This is a genomic window from Caulobacter sp. LARHSG274 (assembly GCF_052871235.1).
Genome location: NZ_JBIXJO010000015.1, coordinates 98,934 through 112,433 on the forward strand (window position 1 = coordinate 98,934; position 13,500 = coordinate 112,433).

The window sequence follows — 13,500 nt, forward strand, 5'->3', positions numbered from 1 at the left end:
TTGGAACGGCCGCTATTGCGGCGTGTAGGCCGAGGCCCTGCCGATGAACTGGCGCGTTGCCAGTTGACCGGACTGCAGGACCTGGGCTTGGCGCGCGCGCTCCAGGGCGTCGGCGCGGTACTGGGCCGCGATCAGGGTCTGGAGTTGCTGGTCCTGCTTGACCGCCAGCGCCTGGAGCTGGTTGGCGGCCTGCTGGGCCTGCAGTTGCCCGCTCGCCCCCTGGCTCTGGCCCACCAGCGCGCTGATCAGATCGCCGTCGGCCTGGACGTTCTCCACCACCTGGGCCTGGACCTGCAGGGCCTGACGGTAGCCGTCGAGCGCCAGCTTGGCCTGGGTCTGGGCTTCGAGCAGGCGCTGGCCGGTGGTGGCGTCGGCGGCCAGCACTGAGGGAAAAGCCGACGCCAGCACGCCTTGCGTCGAGGTCAGGGTGAAGGCCATCCCCTCGGCCTGGCCCATAAGGCCGTCGATGCGCTTGAGCGCCGCGGTGATCGAACTGAGCGAGCTGTAGTCGAGCGACTTCAGCTGCCGGGCCATGTTCTGCAGCATGGTCGCCTGGTTCTGAAGGGCCTGGATCTGGTTGTTGACCTGCTGGAGCGTCCGCGCGGCCGTCATTAGGTTCTGCGTGTAGTTGGCGGGGTCATAGACGGTCAGCTGGGCGCTCGCCGGTGGAGTCAGGCCGGCAAGCGGCGCGATGACGAGGCCGGCGATGCAGACGGCCGTGGTGAAGGGACGCCGGGTCATGGCGTGATCTCCTCTGAGGGGGTTGGAGGGACGAAGTCGGCGATCAGGGCGCTGGCCCAGGGCATGCCTCGGGCGGCCAGGAAGGCGGCTGCGAAGCCGGCCTCGCCCTGCTCGGTCAGGACCTGGTCGATCTGGGCCTGTACCGAAGGGTCGGATGCGCCGCACAGCGCCAGGGCCACGGGCCCAAGGCCCAGCTCAAACAGGCGATTGCCCAGGCGTGATTGCAGGTAGTAGTGGCGCTTGGGCGTTGCGTGGGCGATCAGCTCGATCTGGCGCTCATTGAGCCCCAAGCCCTCGTAGACCTTGCGCGACAACGGCTCGATCGCCCGGTCGTTGGCCAGGAAGACGCGCTGCGGGCAGCCATCGATGATCGCCGGCATGATCGGACTGTCGACGATGTCGGCCAGCGACTGGGTGGCGAAGATCACCGCGACGTTGCGCTTGCGCAGCTCCTTGAGCCATTCGCGGATGCGCGCGGCGAACAGGGGCGTGTCCAGGAATTTCCAGGCCTCGTCGAGCACCATCAGGGTCGGGCGGCCGTCGAACCGCGCCTCCAGGCGATGGAAGAGGTAGGTCAGGACCGGCGCGACGACCGTCGGCGTCTTGATCAGCGTGTCGGTCTCGAAGCACTGGACGTCGCTGAGGTCCAAACCGTCCTCGGCCGCGTCCAACAGTCGGCCGAAAGGTCCATCGAGCGTGTATGGCGCCAGGGCCATTTTCAGGTCATTCGACTGCAGCAGCATCGACAGGCCGGTCAGGGTCCGCTCGGCGGGCGGGGCGCTGGCCATGCTTCCCAACGCCGACCAAAGCGTCTCCTTGATCGCAGGCGTGACGAGCACGTTCTCGTTGGCGATCAGGTCGCACAGCCACTCGATCGCCCAAGCCCGTTCGCCCGGATCGTCGATCCGCCGAAGCGGCTGGAAGGCAAGGCCCGCGTCCGCCGCAAGGCCATGGTGACGCCCGCCCATGGCCAGCACCGCCGCACGCGAGGAGAAGCGCTTGTCGAAGACGTAGATCTGGGCGCCGGGGTAGCGCCGGAATTGGAATTCCAGCAGCGCCAGAAGCACCGACTTGCCCGCGCCGGTCGGACCGGCGTGCAGTTGGTGGCCGACATCCTCCAGATGGGTCGAATAGCGAAATGGGGTCGAACCGCTGGTCACGGCATAGAAGGTCGGCGGGCCCTTGAGATGGGCGTTGCCCGCCTGCCCGGCCCAGACCGACGACAGCGGCATCAGGTGAGCCAGGTTCAGCGTGTGGACCAATGGCTGGCGCACATTGGCGTAGACCTGGCCTGGCAGCGAGCCCAGCCAGGCCTCGACCGCGTTGACCTGCTCGCGCATGGCGGTGAAGCCAAGGCCGCCCAGGATGCGCTCGACCTGGCGCACCTTCTCCTCGGCGGCCTCGCGATCGGCGTCCATCACGGTGATGGTCGTGGTGAGATAGCCAAAGGACACCAGGTCCCCGCCCAACTCCTGCAAGGCTAGATCAGCGTCGGCGAGCTGGTTGTCAGCGTCGCTGTCCGTCAGCGGCGCCGGCTCATTGCTGATCACCTCGCGCAGGATCTGGACGACGGATTTTCGCTTGTTGAACCACTGGCGACGGATGCGGCCCAGGGCCTTGGCCGCGTCGGGCTTGTCCAAGGCGATAAACCGGGTGGTCCAGCGATAGGCGAAACCCTGGTGGTTCAGCGCGTCGAGTAGGCCGGGGCGCGTGGTGTTGGGGAAACCCAGCACCGTTACGGTTCGCAGGTGCTGGTCGCCCAGCCGCGGTTCGATCCCGCCGCTGAATGGTGTGTCGACCAGCAGGCCGTCCAGGTACATCGGCGTCTCGGGCACGGCGACGCGATGGCGCTTGGCCGAGATCGTGGCGTGCAGGAAGGTCAGGGTCTCGGCGTCGTCCAGCGGACGGATCAGCGGCATGAAGCCCGACAGCAGATCCAGTATCCGATCGGTCTGGGCGATGAAGGCTCGCAACTCCTGGCGCCAATCGCGCCCCTGACGGTCGACCTCGCGCTCGATCAGGGCGCGCTCGGCTCGGCTGACCTGGTCCGCCGGCGGCAGGTAGAAGAAGGTCAGGTGGCAGCGGGTCTCGAAAAGCTCGGCTCTGCGCCCGTCGAAGCCGCCGCGCCGCTCCTCATCCACCAGCCAGGAGGCGGCGTCAGGAAAGTGGCTGTCGGGATAGCCCAGCGCCGGGGTGCGATCAGCGTCGAAGAACAGCGCCCAGCCGCTGCCCAGGCGCTTGAGGGCGTTGTTGGCCCGAGCGCAGACGGCGACCAGTTCGGCTTCGGTGGCGCTCTCAAGGTCCGGCCCTCGAAACTGAAAGGTGCGTTGGAAGCCGCCGTCCTTGTTGAGCACGACGCCGGGGGCGACCAGCGCCGCCCAAGGCAGATGATCAGCCAGGCGATCGGCGCTGTCACGGTATTCGCGAAGGTTCAGCATCGCAGCCACCCCTTCTGACGCAGGTGGCGCATCAGGACCGGCGCGAAGTCCGGATCCCGCTTGGCGGCGAACACCGCCAGGCTATGGCCGATCACCCACACCACTAGGCCCGGGATCCATTGCTGGAGGCCAAGGCCCAAAGCCCCTGCCAGGGTGCCATTGAGGATAGCGATCGACCGCGGCGCGCCGCCCAGCAGGATCGGAGCGGTCAGCGCCCGATGCAGCGGGATCTCGAACCCCGAGACCCCGGCGCCTGAAGAGGTGGCCGGCCCGGTCATGCGATCAGGGCTCCCCCGCCGAAGCTGAAGAACGACAGGAAGAAGCTCGAAGCGGCGAACGCGATGCTGAGCCCGAAGACGATCTGGATCAGCTTGCGAAAGCCGCCGCTGGTCTCGCCGAAGGCCAGGCCCAGACCGGTGGTGATGATCACCAGCACGGCGACGATCTTGGCGACGGGTCCTTGGACGGACTCCAGGACCTGCTGGAGCGGCTCTTCCCAAGGCATGCCGGAGCCGGCGGCCTGGGCCTGGGCGCTGATCAGAAGGGTCAGGGTGGTGGTCAAAAGCAGCGGACGCGGATCACGCTGCGCGCGGCAAGCGGGGCGATGAAACATCATCAATCTCCGTCTCTTAGGGCTATGAGCTGAGGAGGGTCGAGGTCGACGACGAGGTAGTCGCCGCCAGAGTCGAGGCCCGTGACCCGGGCGAGGCGCTCGACACGTCGGCCGGTTCCCCGGCCACGTATGAAGACCAGGAGATCGACGGCCTCGGCGATCAACCGGCGCGGCACGGCGACCACGCTCTCCTGGACAAGCTGCTCCAGCCGATAGAGGGCCGAGCGGGCGGAGTTGGCGTGGATGGTGGACAGGCCGCCTGGATGGCCGGTGTTCCAGGCCTTGAGGAGGTCGAGCGCCTCGCCGCCGCGAACCTCGCCGACCACGATGCGGTCGGGACGCAACCGCAGGGTCGAGCGCACCAGATCGCTCATGCTGACCACGCCCGGTCGGGTGCGCAGGGCCACGCAGTCGGGCGCGGCGCATTGCAGCTCCGGGACGTCCTGCAGGATGACGACCCGCTCGTCGTGCCTGGCGACCTCGGCCAGGAGGGCGTTGGCCAAGGTGGTCTTGCCCGCCGAGGTCGCCCCGACGATCAGGATGTTGTGGCGATCGACGACAGCCTGGCGCAGCAGGTCGGCCTGGATCGGCGCCAGCACGCCGTCGGCGACATAGTCGTCCAGCGTGTGGATCCGACTGGCGGGCTTGCGGATCGAAAAGCACGGCCCGGCCGACACCGGCGGGAGCACGCCTTCGAACCGCTCGCCGGTCAGAGCGCCGCCGCGCGGCGGCAGGTCGCCGCTGACGATCGGCGCGCCGGCGTGAACCTCGGCGCGCACATGGCTGGCGACTAGGCGGATGATCCGCTCGACCTCGGCCGGGGCCAGCACCACGCCGGTATCGACCCGGCCCTCGCCCAGGCGATCGAGGCGCAGGACCCCGTCGGGATTGACCATCACCTCGACGACAGCCGGATCGGCCAGGGCCGCCTGTATCGCCGGGCCCATGGCGGTGCGCAGCATGGTGCGGCGGCGCTCGAAGGTTTCGGGCTGAACGAGGCTCATCGCGCGCCCTCCCCGCCTTCGAGGTCTTCGGCGCCCAGGGTTTGACGACCGCTGGCCAGTTGGCGGCCGACCTGATCGACGAAGCGCTGAAAGCGTTCGCGCCCGACCGCCTGGGCGGTCTTGTCGGCCTCGGGCAGCGGCGCGGTGACGGTCAGTTGGTAGCGAACGAAGAGCGCCAAGCTCTCGAGCAGGATCTTCTGGTCGCGCTCAATACGCCCGAGCTGCCGGCTCATGCGGTCGAGCCGGACCTTGAACAGGGCGTCCAGCTCGCTGGCGGCGCGGCGGTCGAGATAGGCGCGCAGGGCGTCGGCGACGATCGCCGACTTGGAGGTCCCGGGCTTGCCGCCGAGACGATCCAGTTGCTCGGTCAGGGCGTCGTCGAGATAGAGGTGGTGGCGGGGTTTCATCTCGCCGCTCTCAGAAGGCGGGGAGCAGGTCGTCGTCGCCGCGACCGCTCCCCTCGTTCATGGCGTGGGCGGGGGCGATGGGCTGGCCGGCCTGGGCGCGGTCGAGAACCTGGCGGTCGGCGACCACGTCGCCGTCGTCTTCGGCGAGACCAAGACCCAGCTCGGTCTCGTCACTCGCCGGACGCGCGGCGATCTCGTCGAACAGGCCAGGATGACGTTCCTGCTGCAGCCCGCCCTCGGCGCCGGCCGCCAGATCGTCTTCAGCCTCGGCGGCGAGCCCGGCGTGGGGACCACGCACCTGACCACCCCAGTCGTCGCCACGAGCCGGCGGACAATCGGGATAGGGCCCGTCGGTCAGGATCGGCGGCGGCGCAACCCGCCCGGTGAAGTTACGGTCCTCGTAGTAGCGCAGCTTCTTGGCGCGGATCGGGGCCAGGCCCGAGACCAGGACCAAGGCGTCGTCCGGCGGCAATTGCATGACCTCGCCAGGCGTCAGCAGCGGTCGGGCCGTCTCCTGGCGGCTGACCATGACGTGGCTGAGCCAGGGCGAGAGCCGATGGCCGGCGTAATTGCGCTGGGCTCTTTGCTCCGTAGCCGTCCCTAGGGCGTCCGAGATCCGCTTGGCGGTGCGCTCGTCGTTGGAGGAGAACGCGATCCGGACGTGGCAATTGTCCAGGATGGCGTTGTTCTCGCCATAGGCCTTGGAAATCTGGTTGAGGGACTGGGCGATCAGGTAGGCGCGGATGCCGTACCCGGCCATGAAGGCCAGGGCCGTCTCGAAGAAGTCCAACCGTCCAAGAGCTGGAAACTCGTCGAGCATCATCAAGAGCTGATGCTTGCGGCTCTTGGCCGGGTCGCCCTCCAAGCGCTCGGTCAGGCGGCGGCCGATCTGATTGAGCACCAGCCGCACCAGAGGTTTGGTGCGGGAGATGTCGGACGGGGGGATGACCAGGTAAAGGGTGACCGGAGCCGGCGCGTCGACGAGGTCGGCGATGCGCCAGTCGCAGGCCGAGGTGGTCAGGGCCACGGTGGGGTCTCGGTAGAGGCCCAGGAACGACATGGCGGTGGAGAGCACGCCGCTGCGTTCGTTCTCCGACTTGTTGAGGACCTCCCGGGCCGCGCTCGCCACCACGGGGTGAACCCTGGGCGCGTCGGGCGTCCCCAGATGGTTGGTGGCCATCATCCGCCGCAGGGTGTGGGCGAACGAGCGCTGGGGGTCGGACAGGAAGGTGGCGACCCGCGCAAGAGTCTTTTCTTCCTCGGCGTAGAGGACATGGAGGATCGCGCCGACGAGGAGGCTGTGGCTAGTTTTTTCCCAGTGCGACCGGCGCTCCAGAGCCCCTTCCGGATCAACGAGCACATCGGCGATATTCTGAACGTCGCGAACCTCGTCGGGTCCCTTGCGCACTTCCAGCAGCGGATTGTAGCGCGCCGAGCGCGCGTCGGTCGGATTGAACAGCAGGCAATGGGAGAACCGCGCCCGCCAACCGGCCGTCAGCGTCCAGTTCTCGCCCTTGATGTCATGGACGACGGCGCTGCCCGTCCAACACAGCAGGCTCGGCACCACCAGGCCCACGCCCTTGCCCGATCGCGTCGGGGCGAAGGCCATGACGTGCTCGGGACCGGCGTGGCGCAGATAGCTGGCGCCGAGACGGCCAAGGAAGACGCCATCATCCTTGAAGAGCCCGGCGGCGGCAGCCTCAGCGGTCGTGGCCCACCGCGACGACCCATAGGTGGTGACCTGGCCGCTCTGGCGGGCCCGCCAGAGCGAGCCGGCGATAGCGCAGGCGCAGCCCAGGAACCCGCTGGCGCCGGCCAGAAGACCGGCCTTGTCGAAGATCAGCGGCGCATAGGCCTCGTAGTGATACCACCAGTCGAACAGTTGCCAGGGTCGGTAGACCGGCTGGCCTAGCAATGTCGCCCAAGGCGCCCCCAACTGCGCCTGGTAGCCCAGCATGGCGGCGGCCCACTGGGTCGACGCCCAGACACCCAGGATCATGATCGCGAAGACCGCGAGGATCTGACCGATGAGGAGTTTGGTGGGCGTCATGCGCCGGGTCCCGCACCCGGCTCGCGGCATGCGGCGCGGGGCCCGGCAAGACTCTGGCGCAGGCCGAAAATCGCTTATGGCGGTTAAACCCGCTGCAGATCCGGTTCTGGCGCAACTCGTGCGCTGGGCGCCGAAGTCGGCGAGATCGCGCGATCCGGTTTTGGTTGCGCGATTGCGGCGTTTAGCTGCGCGTAGCCGCCGATCGTCGCGCGGCAGGAGGACCGTCGGTTCGGCGCCGATCGGCAATCCCCGGGGCGCTCATGATCTTGCTTTTGTCAGAAATTATGCCATAGTTTCTGACAAGGAGGCGCCCCATGCCCGCGCTCGCAGATCATATCCTCGCCTATGCCGAAGCCTCGCCCGAAGGGGCGGCGCTGCGCGCCAAGGAGCTGCTGCATCTGGGATCGCGCGCCGCCGTCGATCAGGCCCTCGTCCGCCTGGAGCGTTCGGGCGCGCTGAGCCGGATCGGGCGCGGTGTGTATCTTCGGCCCCGCCAAGGAAAATACGGGCCGCGCACGCCCTCCCCCGCCAAGGTCGTGCAGGCGCTCGCCAGCACGACCGGCGAGGTCATCGCCAGCCACGGGGCGGCGGCCGCCAACGCCCTGGGCCTGACCACCCAAACGCCGATGAAAGCGATCTACCTCACCTCGGGCAAAAGCCGGGGCTTGAAGATCGGGGGGCAACAACTCGAACTTCGCCATGCGCGGGACTGGGAGTTGCTGTTGCCCGGCCAGCCGGCCGGCGACGCGGTCCGCGCCCTGTCCTGGGCCGGCCCCGAACGCGCCGCCGAAACGCTCAAGGCCCTCAAGCGCCGGCTGCCGGCCGAGGCCATGCAAACCCTGCTGAGCCTGCGGGGCCGCCTTCCCACCTGGCTGGCCCAAGAAGTTTCGAGCCTGGCGCGTGGCTGATCGGTTCCTGAGCCTTTCCCAGGCCGATCGTCGTGACGTACTCGAGGCCGCGCCCGGACGTGGCCTCGAGCGCGCGCCCTATCTGCTCGAAAAGGACGTCTGGGTCGTCTGGACGCTGGAGGCGCTTTTCGCCGCCCCGTTCGCCGACGGCCTGGTGTTCAAAGGCGGCACGTCGCTGTCCAAGGCCTACAACGTCATCGACCGGTTCTCCGAAGACGTCGACCTGACCTACGACATCGGCAAACTGACCGGCGACACACGCTTCGGCGAGCCAACCCAATTGACGCCTGACGAGGCAAAGAGCATCTCGCGGCGTGTGCGCGAGCGGCTCTTGCCGCGTTTCATCCGCGACACGGTCGCGCCGTATCTTGCCGAGCGCCTGGCGGCGGACAGCCTTTTGGCCCGCATCGAACAGGACGGCCAGGACCTGCTCGTCGTCTACGAAACGGCCGCCGGCTATCCCGACTATGTGCGTCCCCGGGTAAAACTGGAATTTGGCGCCCGCGCCACTGGACAGCCGGCCACGACCCGGCCGGTCGAATGCTACCTGGCCAAGGCCTTTGCGGAGCTGGAGTTTCCCGCCGCCGCTCCCAGCGTGATGACCGCCGAACGGACCTTCTGGGAGAAGGCCACGGCGGTTCACGTTTTTTGCGCTCAGGGCCGCTTCAAGGGCGGAGCGGGCTTTGCGCGACACTGTTACGATCTGGCGCGACTGGACCTGGCGGGCGTCGCCGACCAAGCCATCGCCGATCCAGATCTGGCCATGGCCGTGGCGGACCACAAGGCCAAGTTCTTCATCGAATCCGATCCCGCCGGACAGGTCATCGACTATGCGGCGGCCGTTACGGGCGGCCTGCGGCTGGTCCCGGAGGGCGAGGCGCGCGCCGTGCTCGAAGCCGACTACCAAGCCATGACCGAGGCAGGCTATCTGGACGGGGCCGTCGAGCCCTTCGACGCGCTGATGGCGCGATGCCAAAGCCTGCAGGATAAGGCCAACGCCGCCGCAAGCGCGCCCGTGCCGAGCGAGGGCGTAGATGTTGCGCTCGATCCGCCGACTTGACCCGACCTCGCCGCGCGCGAGAGGGCGCCTGCAAGCTGGCGTGCCGGCGTCAGCCGCCTCATAGTGACGTCATGGTTCTGCAGTTTCTTCCTGCTTCACGATCGGTACGCCTACGCCGGCGCAATAGCGTCCGCCTCTGGGGCCTCGCGGTCCTCGTGCTCGCGATCGGGCTTGGGGCCGTTATCCTGCTCATGGCGCGTCCGCACGGCTGAGTTCTGCGCACAATGGGCGTACCGACGCGCAAGGCGATGTGGCGGCCCCAAGGCGAGTTGGCGGCAGCTTGCCGCACAAATTCCGGATCAGGATGGGCGGCTGCGAAGTCGCCGCAGGTCGCGCCCGATCGACCATAGGGTTGGATCCGTTCTTAGGTGATCGCCTCGGTCGCGATCAGGCGCGCTGAACGCGCGCGCCTTTAGTGTGTCCAGGAGCGCCGGATGATCGGCGACGCCGGTCAAGCCGATGCGGCCGGTTACGACACCGAAGGTCCGCTCCGCCCGCGCCCGATCGTCCAGCTGACGCCCGCCTCGCGCAGCACGCCGGACACGGCGCGCCCCTCCTGCCCTTCCAGTGCCCGCTTCCACGGCACCAGCGTGAAATCCCGGCTGCGCTCGATCACCGCGAACCGGCCGCTGACCAGGTCCACCGACCGCCGGTAGACGCCCTCGATCCGCTGTCCCGGTCGCGCCTCGGAGAAGTTCAGCCCCGTCTCGCGCGCCAGCCCCTCCGCGGCGGCGATCAGGTCGCGCCGCTGAAGGCGGGTCAGCAAGCCCGCGCGATAGACCATCTGGTCCTGGTCCTGGCGGGCCAGACCCTGGTCGATCAGCCACTGGCGTCGCAAAGCCAGGGCCTGACGAGCATCCCGGCCAAAACCCGCGTCGCGCAGAGGTTCGGGCGCGGCGGCGATCAGTTCGCGATCAAGCCAGGTCGCGCCGGTCGCGCCGACCTGCTGGTCAAGCGGCCTGGCGCTGAGGGTCGTGACCACCACCGGCGCGGACTCCGCCTGCCGCTTTTCGAAGGCGGCGGCCTGCTCGACATGGTCGGCGCCGATGCTCCAGGTCCCGTCCTCCTGGCGCTCCACGGGCGTCCGGCCGCGACGCATCGCCTCCAACCGTCGGACATGGGCCTCGGCGAAGCCGGCCGAAGCCCTCGGATCGGCCGCCAGATGCAGATCGACGCTGTAGCGGCCGCTGTTGGCTCCGGCGATCCGCGCGACGGTGTGATCGACGGCCCGGGCCTGCATCGGGCGCGGCTCGACGCGGACCACCGCCCCCACGGGAATGGGATCGGTGGCCAGGCTCCGGCCGATCTCGACATAGTGAGCCCGGCCGTCGACGCCGTCGACCACCAGGTAATGGCGGTCCTTCAGTTCGTCCGACAGCCCCCGCGACACAAGACGGCCGACCAGGGGCCGGGCGTCCGGCGCCGTCGGCTCGTAGATCACCTGATCGGCGCGGTCCCGCTCGACCCGGCCCTCCGTCAGCGCTCGGTAGAGGGTCTTCTGGATGTCGCCGCGCTCGCCCATCCGGCGCAGGGTGTCCTCCAGACCGTCTGCCAGCCGCCAATGGGTCGGCGCCCCCTCCTTGGCCAAGCCCAACCGCGCCAGGGTCTGCAGACGTCCGGCGCGCAAGGCGTAAAGGCGCGGATCGACATGACGCGGCGTGACCAGCCCGTCCTCGGCGACGTCGCGCAGCAGGCCACGGTCCAGGCTGGTCAGCCGCTCCTGACCGACCTCGCGGCGAAGTCGGCCCTCGATCTCCAGATCGCTGCGCGGTCCCAGGTCCAGCGACACCAGCTCGGCCGCGCGCTCGCGCAGGCCCTGGGTCAGGTATTCCTTGGCGATGACGAGATCTTCGCCCCGGTCGTTGCGGCCGCGCATGATGATGTGGGTGTGGGGGTGGCCGGTGTTGTGGTGATCGACCGCCACCCAATCGAGCTTGGTGTCGAGGTCCTTTTCCATCTGCGCCATCAAGCGCCGGGTCAGGGGCTTGAGGTCCTCGTACTCCGCGCCGTCCTCGGCCGAGACGATGAACCGAAACTGCCGGGCGTCGTCGCCGGCTTCGGCGCGGTCAATGAAGGCCCGGCCGTCGGCCTTGTCGGTGTCGGCCCCATAGAGCTGGCCGGGCGCCCCCTCGCGGGTGACGCCGTCGCGCTGGACGTAACGCATGTGGGCGCGAGCCGCGGCGATCCCCTTGCCCGCCAACCTGGGGATCGAGAACTTCACGATCACCCGGCGCGACCGGTAGGCCGACAGATTGTCCCGTGCGGCGAGGACGCGCCCGACGCCGGAGCCCTTGCCGATCCGCGCGCCGGTGAACTTGGCGCGGCGCGGCGCCTTGCCGAACGCGCCGCCGCTGGCCAGCATCGCCGAGCGCAACACCCGCGACAGGTAGCTCTTGGCCTTCGCACTCCCCAGGGCCCGGACCTTGCCTAGGCGGGGTTCGAAGTCGTCTTTCTGGACCATGGCGAGTCTCCCGCCAGCGATATGGCCGGTCGCGATCGGCGTGGAAATTGGCGCTACAAAAAGTCCAAGCCCGCCAATATCTTAGGCAAACATGGCGCCATCGCAGCCCGCATAGCGCCAAACCCAACCGAAAAAATAGATGTGCAGACAATGACTTACGACGACATCCGAAGTGATGGCGCCGTTGCTTCAACTTGCCTTCCCTTTTCTTTCCCTCCCCAAGCTCAAGCTTCCCTCAACCCGGTTCATCGCCCTGCCCCGTTCCGGTCCTGACGGGCGCGAACAGCCCGCCCGAAGGCGCGGGCGCGGCGTCAGGTCGGGCCGGGGCGACGGCGGGGTCCAGCTGGAAGAACAGCCGCGTTCCCGACAGTAAGGCGGGCGGCAGGCTGGCCGATCCCGGTCTCTGGGCCAGGACGTGGATATAGGCTTGAGTCTCGGCCGGAAGCGCCGCGCCGGTCCGCAGATGCGCCTCGAAACGGGCCGGTCCGGCGTTGTAGGCTCCGAACAATCCGGGGTAGCCGAACCGCGCGCGCATGGCTGCGAGATAGGCCGTCCCCGCCAGGATGTTGTCGCGCGGATCGTAGGGATCGAGGCCAAGACCATGGGTCTTGGCGAGGTCCCGGTAGGTCCGCGGCATCAATTGCATGAGCCCCATGGCCCCGGCCCGCGAGGTGATCGGCATGCCGTTCAAGTGCGTTCGGCCACCACTTTCGGCGGCGATCACCGCCTCGATCCAGGCCTGTGGGATGTCGAAACGCCGCGACGCCTCGGCAATCCATGGCCGCCACTGAGCCACGCGCGCATCGATATTCGACACCGGCGCGGCGATGGCGGCCGTCGCGGGCGGGGCCATCACCGCAGCCATAGCGGGGTCGCCTTGCCGATGATCGCGCGCTTCTCGACCGCCCCGAAATAGCGGCTGTCGAACGAGTCCGGGGCGCTGTTGAGCAACAGAACCTGGCCGCCAGACAGGCGTTGGCACCCACGCCACCAGGGCAGTCTTCGGCCGCGACGATCCGCGAGGCGCCGCACGGCGACGAGCCGGTCGTTGATGGTGATAAGCGCGTCGAGACCGCAGACCTCGTCGCCCGAGACGGCGGCGATGGTCTTGATCATCGGCACATTGGCCGGAAGATAATGTCGCTGCGCGGCCAGGCGACGGGCGGCGGGCGGCGGCTCGACCAGCACGCTGTCGCCCACGGAGACGGCCGCGCCGGGCGTGATCCGCCACAGGCCGATGGGCGCGCTGGCGCTGGCGTTCCAGACCAGTCGCGGCTGTGGATCGAGCACGAGCGGCCCGGCGAGACCGACCAGGGCGAGCCCGACCGCGGCGACCAGACCCCGGCCGCGCGGGGTGAGCACGCGGCTAAACATGGCGCGGCCCCGAGGCCTGGGGACGGTCGGGATCGAAGGCCTCTCGCTCGCCCTTGGACCAGGCGTCCAGGTCGTCGATGTGATAGCGCACGAACCGGCCATGACGCCGGGGCGTTGGCCCCACACCCTCGCCGCGCCACTCTACCAGGGTCCGTTCCCCTAGCCCCAGATAGTGGGCGGCCTGGGCGGTGTTGAGGAACGGGCTGCCTTTTTTGGCGCTGGCGGCTCGTCTGTTCGCGTCGTCGTCGTCCATCATCGCCGTGCTCCTTGGCGCGGCGGTGGGTGGAAGCGGTTGGCCGCGCTGGGGCGAGCACACCCCAAGGCTCGTCTGGGTGGGACGAACGCAAACGCGCCCCTGATTTTCGTTCTCCCTTGCTTTCCTTGGACGTTCGTAGGGCGGGCGGTGGCCCCCGCGCCACCCGGCGCGGGGGCGCCGCCCCCCCC

At 68.7% G+C, this 13,500-nt stretch carries 13 protein-coding genes; 2 read left to right on the forward strand and 11 right to left on the reverse strand.

The genetic code is table 11. The features are described 5' to 3' along the window. Nucleotides 1-12: 12 nt before the first annotated feature. The 7 genes from trbJ to ACIPQB_RS20020 are packed head-to-tail and all read right to left on the reverse strand — an operon-like array spanning nucleotide 13 to nucleotide 7,253. On the reverse strand, nucleotides 13-741 hold the full coding sequence (gene trbJ, locus ACIPQB_RS19990) for a P-type conjugative transfer protein TrbJ (RefSeq protein ID WP_446487020.1): 729 nt from the start codon (nucleotides 739-741) through the stop codon (nucleotides 13-15). Further along, nucleotides 738-3,179, reverse strand: coding sequence for a conjugal transfer protein TrbE (trbE, locus tag ACIPQB_RS19995; RefSeq protein WP_446487021.1), 2,442 nt, complete (start codon nucleotides 3,177-3,179; stop codon nucleotides 738-740). The genes trbJ and trbE overlap by 4 nt, the downstream gene beginning before the upstream one ends. Then, nucleotides 3,173-3,457, reverse strand: coding sequence for a VirB3 family type IV secretion system protein (locus ACIPQB_RS20000; RefSeq protein WP_446487022.1), 285 nt, complete (start codon nucleotides 3,455-3,457; stop codon nucleotides 3,173-3,175). The genes trbE and ACIPQB_RS20000 overlap by 7 nt, the downstream gene beginning before the upstream one ends. Then, nucleotides 3,454-3,795, reverse strand: coding sequence for a TrbC/VirB2 family protein (locus ACIPQB_RS20005; protein ID WP_446487023.1), 342 nt, complete (start codon nucleotides 3,793-3,795; stop codon nucleotides 3,454-3,456). The genes ACIPQB_RS20000 and ACIPQB_RS20005 overlap by 4 nt, the downstream gene beginning before the upstream one ends. Next, nucleotides 3,795-4,796, reverse strand: coding sequence for a P-type conjugative transfer ATPase TrbB (gene trbB, locus ACIPQB_RS20010; RefSeq protein WP_446487024.1), 1,002 nt, complete (start codon nucleotides 4,794-4,796; stop codon nucleotides 3,795-3,797). Before trbB ends, ACIPQB_RS20005 begins: the two co-directional genes overlap by 1 nt. Further along, the gene (locus ACIPQB_RS20015) at nucleotides 4,793-5,203 is read right to left on the reverse strand and encodes a ribbon-helix-helix domain-containing protein (RefSeq protein ID WP_446487025.1); all 411 of its coding nucleotides are present in this window, start codon (nucleotides 5,201-5,203) and stop codon (nucleotides 4,793-4,795) included. The genes trbB and ACIPQB_RS20015 overlap by 4 nt, the downstream gene beginning before the upstream one ends. 10 nt (nucleotides 5,204-5,213) lie before the next feature. Next, nucleotides 5,214-7,253, reverse strand: coding sequence for a conjugal transfer protein TraG (locus tag ACIPQB_RS20020; RefSeq protein ID WP_446487026.1), 2,040 nt, complete (start codon nucleotides 7,251-7,253; stop codon nucleotides 5,214-5,216). Nucleotides 7,254-7,567: 314 nt separating this feature from the next. Between ACIPQB_RS20020 and ACIPQB_RS20025 the strand changes: the two genes are divergently transcribed. Together ACIPQB_RS20025 and ACIPQB_RS20030 are read left to right on the forward strand one after the other, a co-directional pair. Continuing rightward, the gene (locus ACIPQB_RS20025; protein ID WP_421737993.1) at nucleotides 7,568-8,161 is read left to right on the forward strand and encodes a DUF6088 family protein; all 594 of its coding nucleotides are present in this window, start codon (nucleotides 7,568-7,570) and stop codon (nucleotides 8,159-8,161) included. After that, complete coding sequence (locus ACIPQB_RS20030; protein ID WP_446487027.1) at nucleotides 8,154-9,221, forward strand: nucleotidyl transferase AbiEii/AbiGii toxin family protein; 1,068 nt, start codon at nucleotides 8,154-8,156, stop codon at nucleotides 9,219-9,221. Before ACIPQB_RS20025 ends, ACIPQB_RS20030 begins: the two co-directional genes overlap by 8 nt. A 469-nt stretch (nucleotides 9,222-9,690) precedes the next feature. Here the strand turns inward: ACIPQB_RS20030 and rlxS are convergent, their stop codons facing one another. The 4 genes from rlxS to ACIPQB_RS20050 all read right to left on the reverse strand — a co-directional run bounded on the left by rlxS (nucleotide 9,691) and on the right by ACIPQB_RS20050 (nucleotide 13,312). Continuing rightward, the gene (rlxS, locus tag ACIPQB_RS20035; RefSeq protein ID WP_446487028.1) at nucleotides 9,691-11,682 is read right to left on the reverse strand and encodes a relaxase/mobilization nuclease RlxS; all 1,992 of its coding nucleotides are present in this window, start codon (nucleotides 11,680-11,682) and stop codon (nucleotides 9,691-9,693) included. Between the two features lie 235 nt (nucleotides 11,683-11,917). Further along, a complete protein-coding gene (locus ACIPQB_RS20040) occupies nucleotides 11,918-12,535 on the reverse strand; it encodes a lytic transglycosylase domain-containing protein (protein WP_446487029.1) in 618 nt (205 codons plus the stop codon). Beyond that, nucleotides 12,535-13,056, reverse strand: coding sequence for a S26 family signal peptidase (locus ACIPQB_RS20045; RefSeq protein WP_446487030.1), 522 nt, complete (start codon nucleotides 13,054-13,056; stop codon nucleotides 12,535-12,537). The genes ACIPQB_RS20040 and ACIPQB_RS20045 overlap by 1 nt, the downstream gene beginning before the upstream one ends. Continuing rightward, on the reverse strand, nucleotides 13,049-13,312 hold the full coding sequence (locus ACIPQB_RS20050) for a helix-turn-helix domain-containing protein (RefSeq protein ID WP_446487031.1): 264 nt from the start codon (nucleotides 13,310-13,312) through the stop codon (nucleotides 13,049-13,051). The genes ACIPQB_RS20045 and ACIPQB_RS20050 overlap by 8 nt, the downstream gene beginning before the upstream one ends. Nucleotides 13,313-13,500 lie beyond the last annotated feature (188 nt).

What these genes read in the sequence shown, in the direction of transcription:
- trbJ (WP_446487020.1), bottom strand. Translation starts at nt 741, where the DNA reads ATGACCCGGCGTCCCTTCACCACGGCCGTCTGCATCGCCGGCCTCGTC.
- trbE (WP_446487021.1), bottom strand. Translation starts at nt 3,179, where the DNA reads ATGCTGAACCTTCGCGAATACCGTGACAGCGCCGATCGCCTGGCTGAT.
- ACIPQB_RS20000 (WP_446487022.1), bottom strand. Translation starts at nt 3,457, where the DNA reads ATGACCGGGCCGGCCACCTCTTCAGGCGCCGGGGTCTCGGGGTTCGAG.
- ACIPQB_RS20005 (WP_446487023.1), bottom strand. Translation starts at nt 3,795, where the DNA reads ATGATGTTTCATCGCCCCGCTTGCCGCGCGCAGCGTGATCCGCGTCCG.
- trbB (WP_446487024.1), bottom strand. Translation starts at nt 4,796, where the DNA reads ATGAGCCTCGTTCAGCCCGAAACCTTCGAGCGCCGCCGCACCATGCTG.
- ACIPQB_RS20015 (WP_446487025.1), bottom strand. Translation starts at nt 5,203, where the DNA reads ATGAAACCCCGCCACCACCTCTATCTCGACGACGCCCTGACCGAGCAA.
- ACIPQB_RS20020 (WP_446487026.1), bottom strand. Translation starts at nt 7,253, where the DNA reads ATGACGCCCACCAAACTCCTCATCGGTCAGATCCTCGCGGTCTTCGCG.
- ACIPQB_RS20025 (WP_421737993.1), top strand. Translation starts at nt 7,568, where the DNA reads ATGCCCGCGCTCGCAGATCATATCCTCGCCTATGCCGAAGCCTCGCCC.
- rlxS (WP_446487028.1), bottom strand. Translation starts at nt 11,682, where the DNA reads ATGGTCCAGAAAGACGACTTCGAACCCCGCCTAGGCAAGGTCCGGGCC.
- ACIPQB_RS20040 (WP_446487029.1), bottom strand. Translation starts at nt 12,535, where the DNA reads ATGGCCCCGCCCGCGACGGCCGCCATCGCCGCGCCGGTGTCGAATATC.
- ACIPQB_RS20045 (WP_446487030.1), bottom strand. Translation starts at nt 13,056, where the DNA reads ATGTTTAGCCGCGTGCTCACCCCGCGCGGCCGGGGTCTGGTCGCCGCG.
- ACIPQB_RS20050 (WP_446487031.1), bottom strand. Translation starts at nt 13,312, where the DNA reads ATGATGGACGACGACGACGCGAACAGACGAGCCGCCAGCGCCAAAAAA.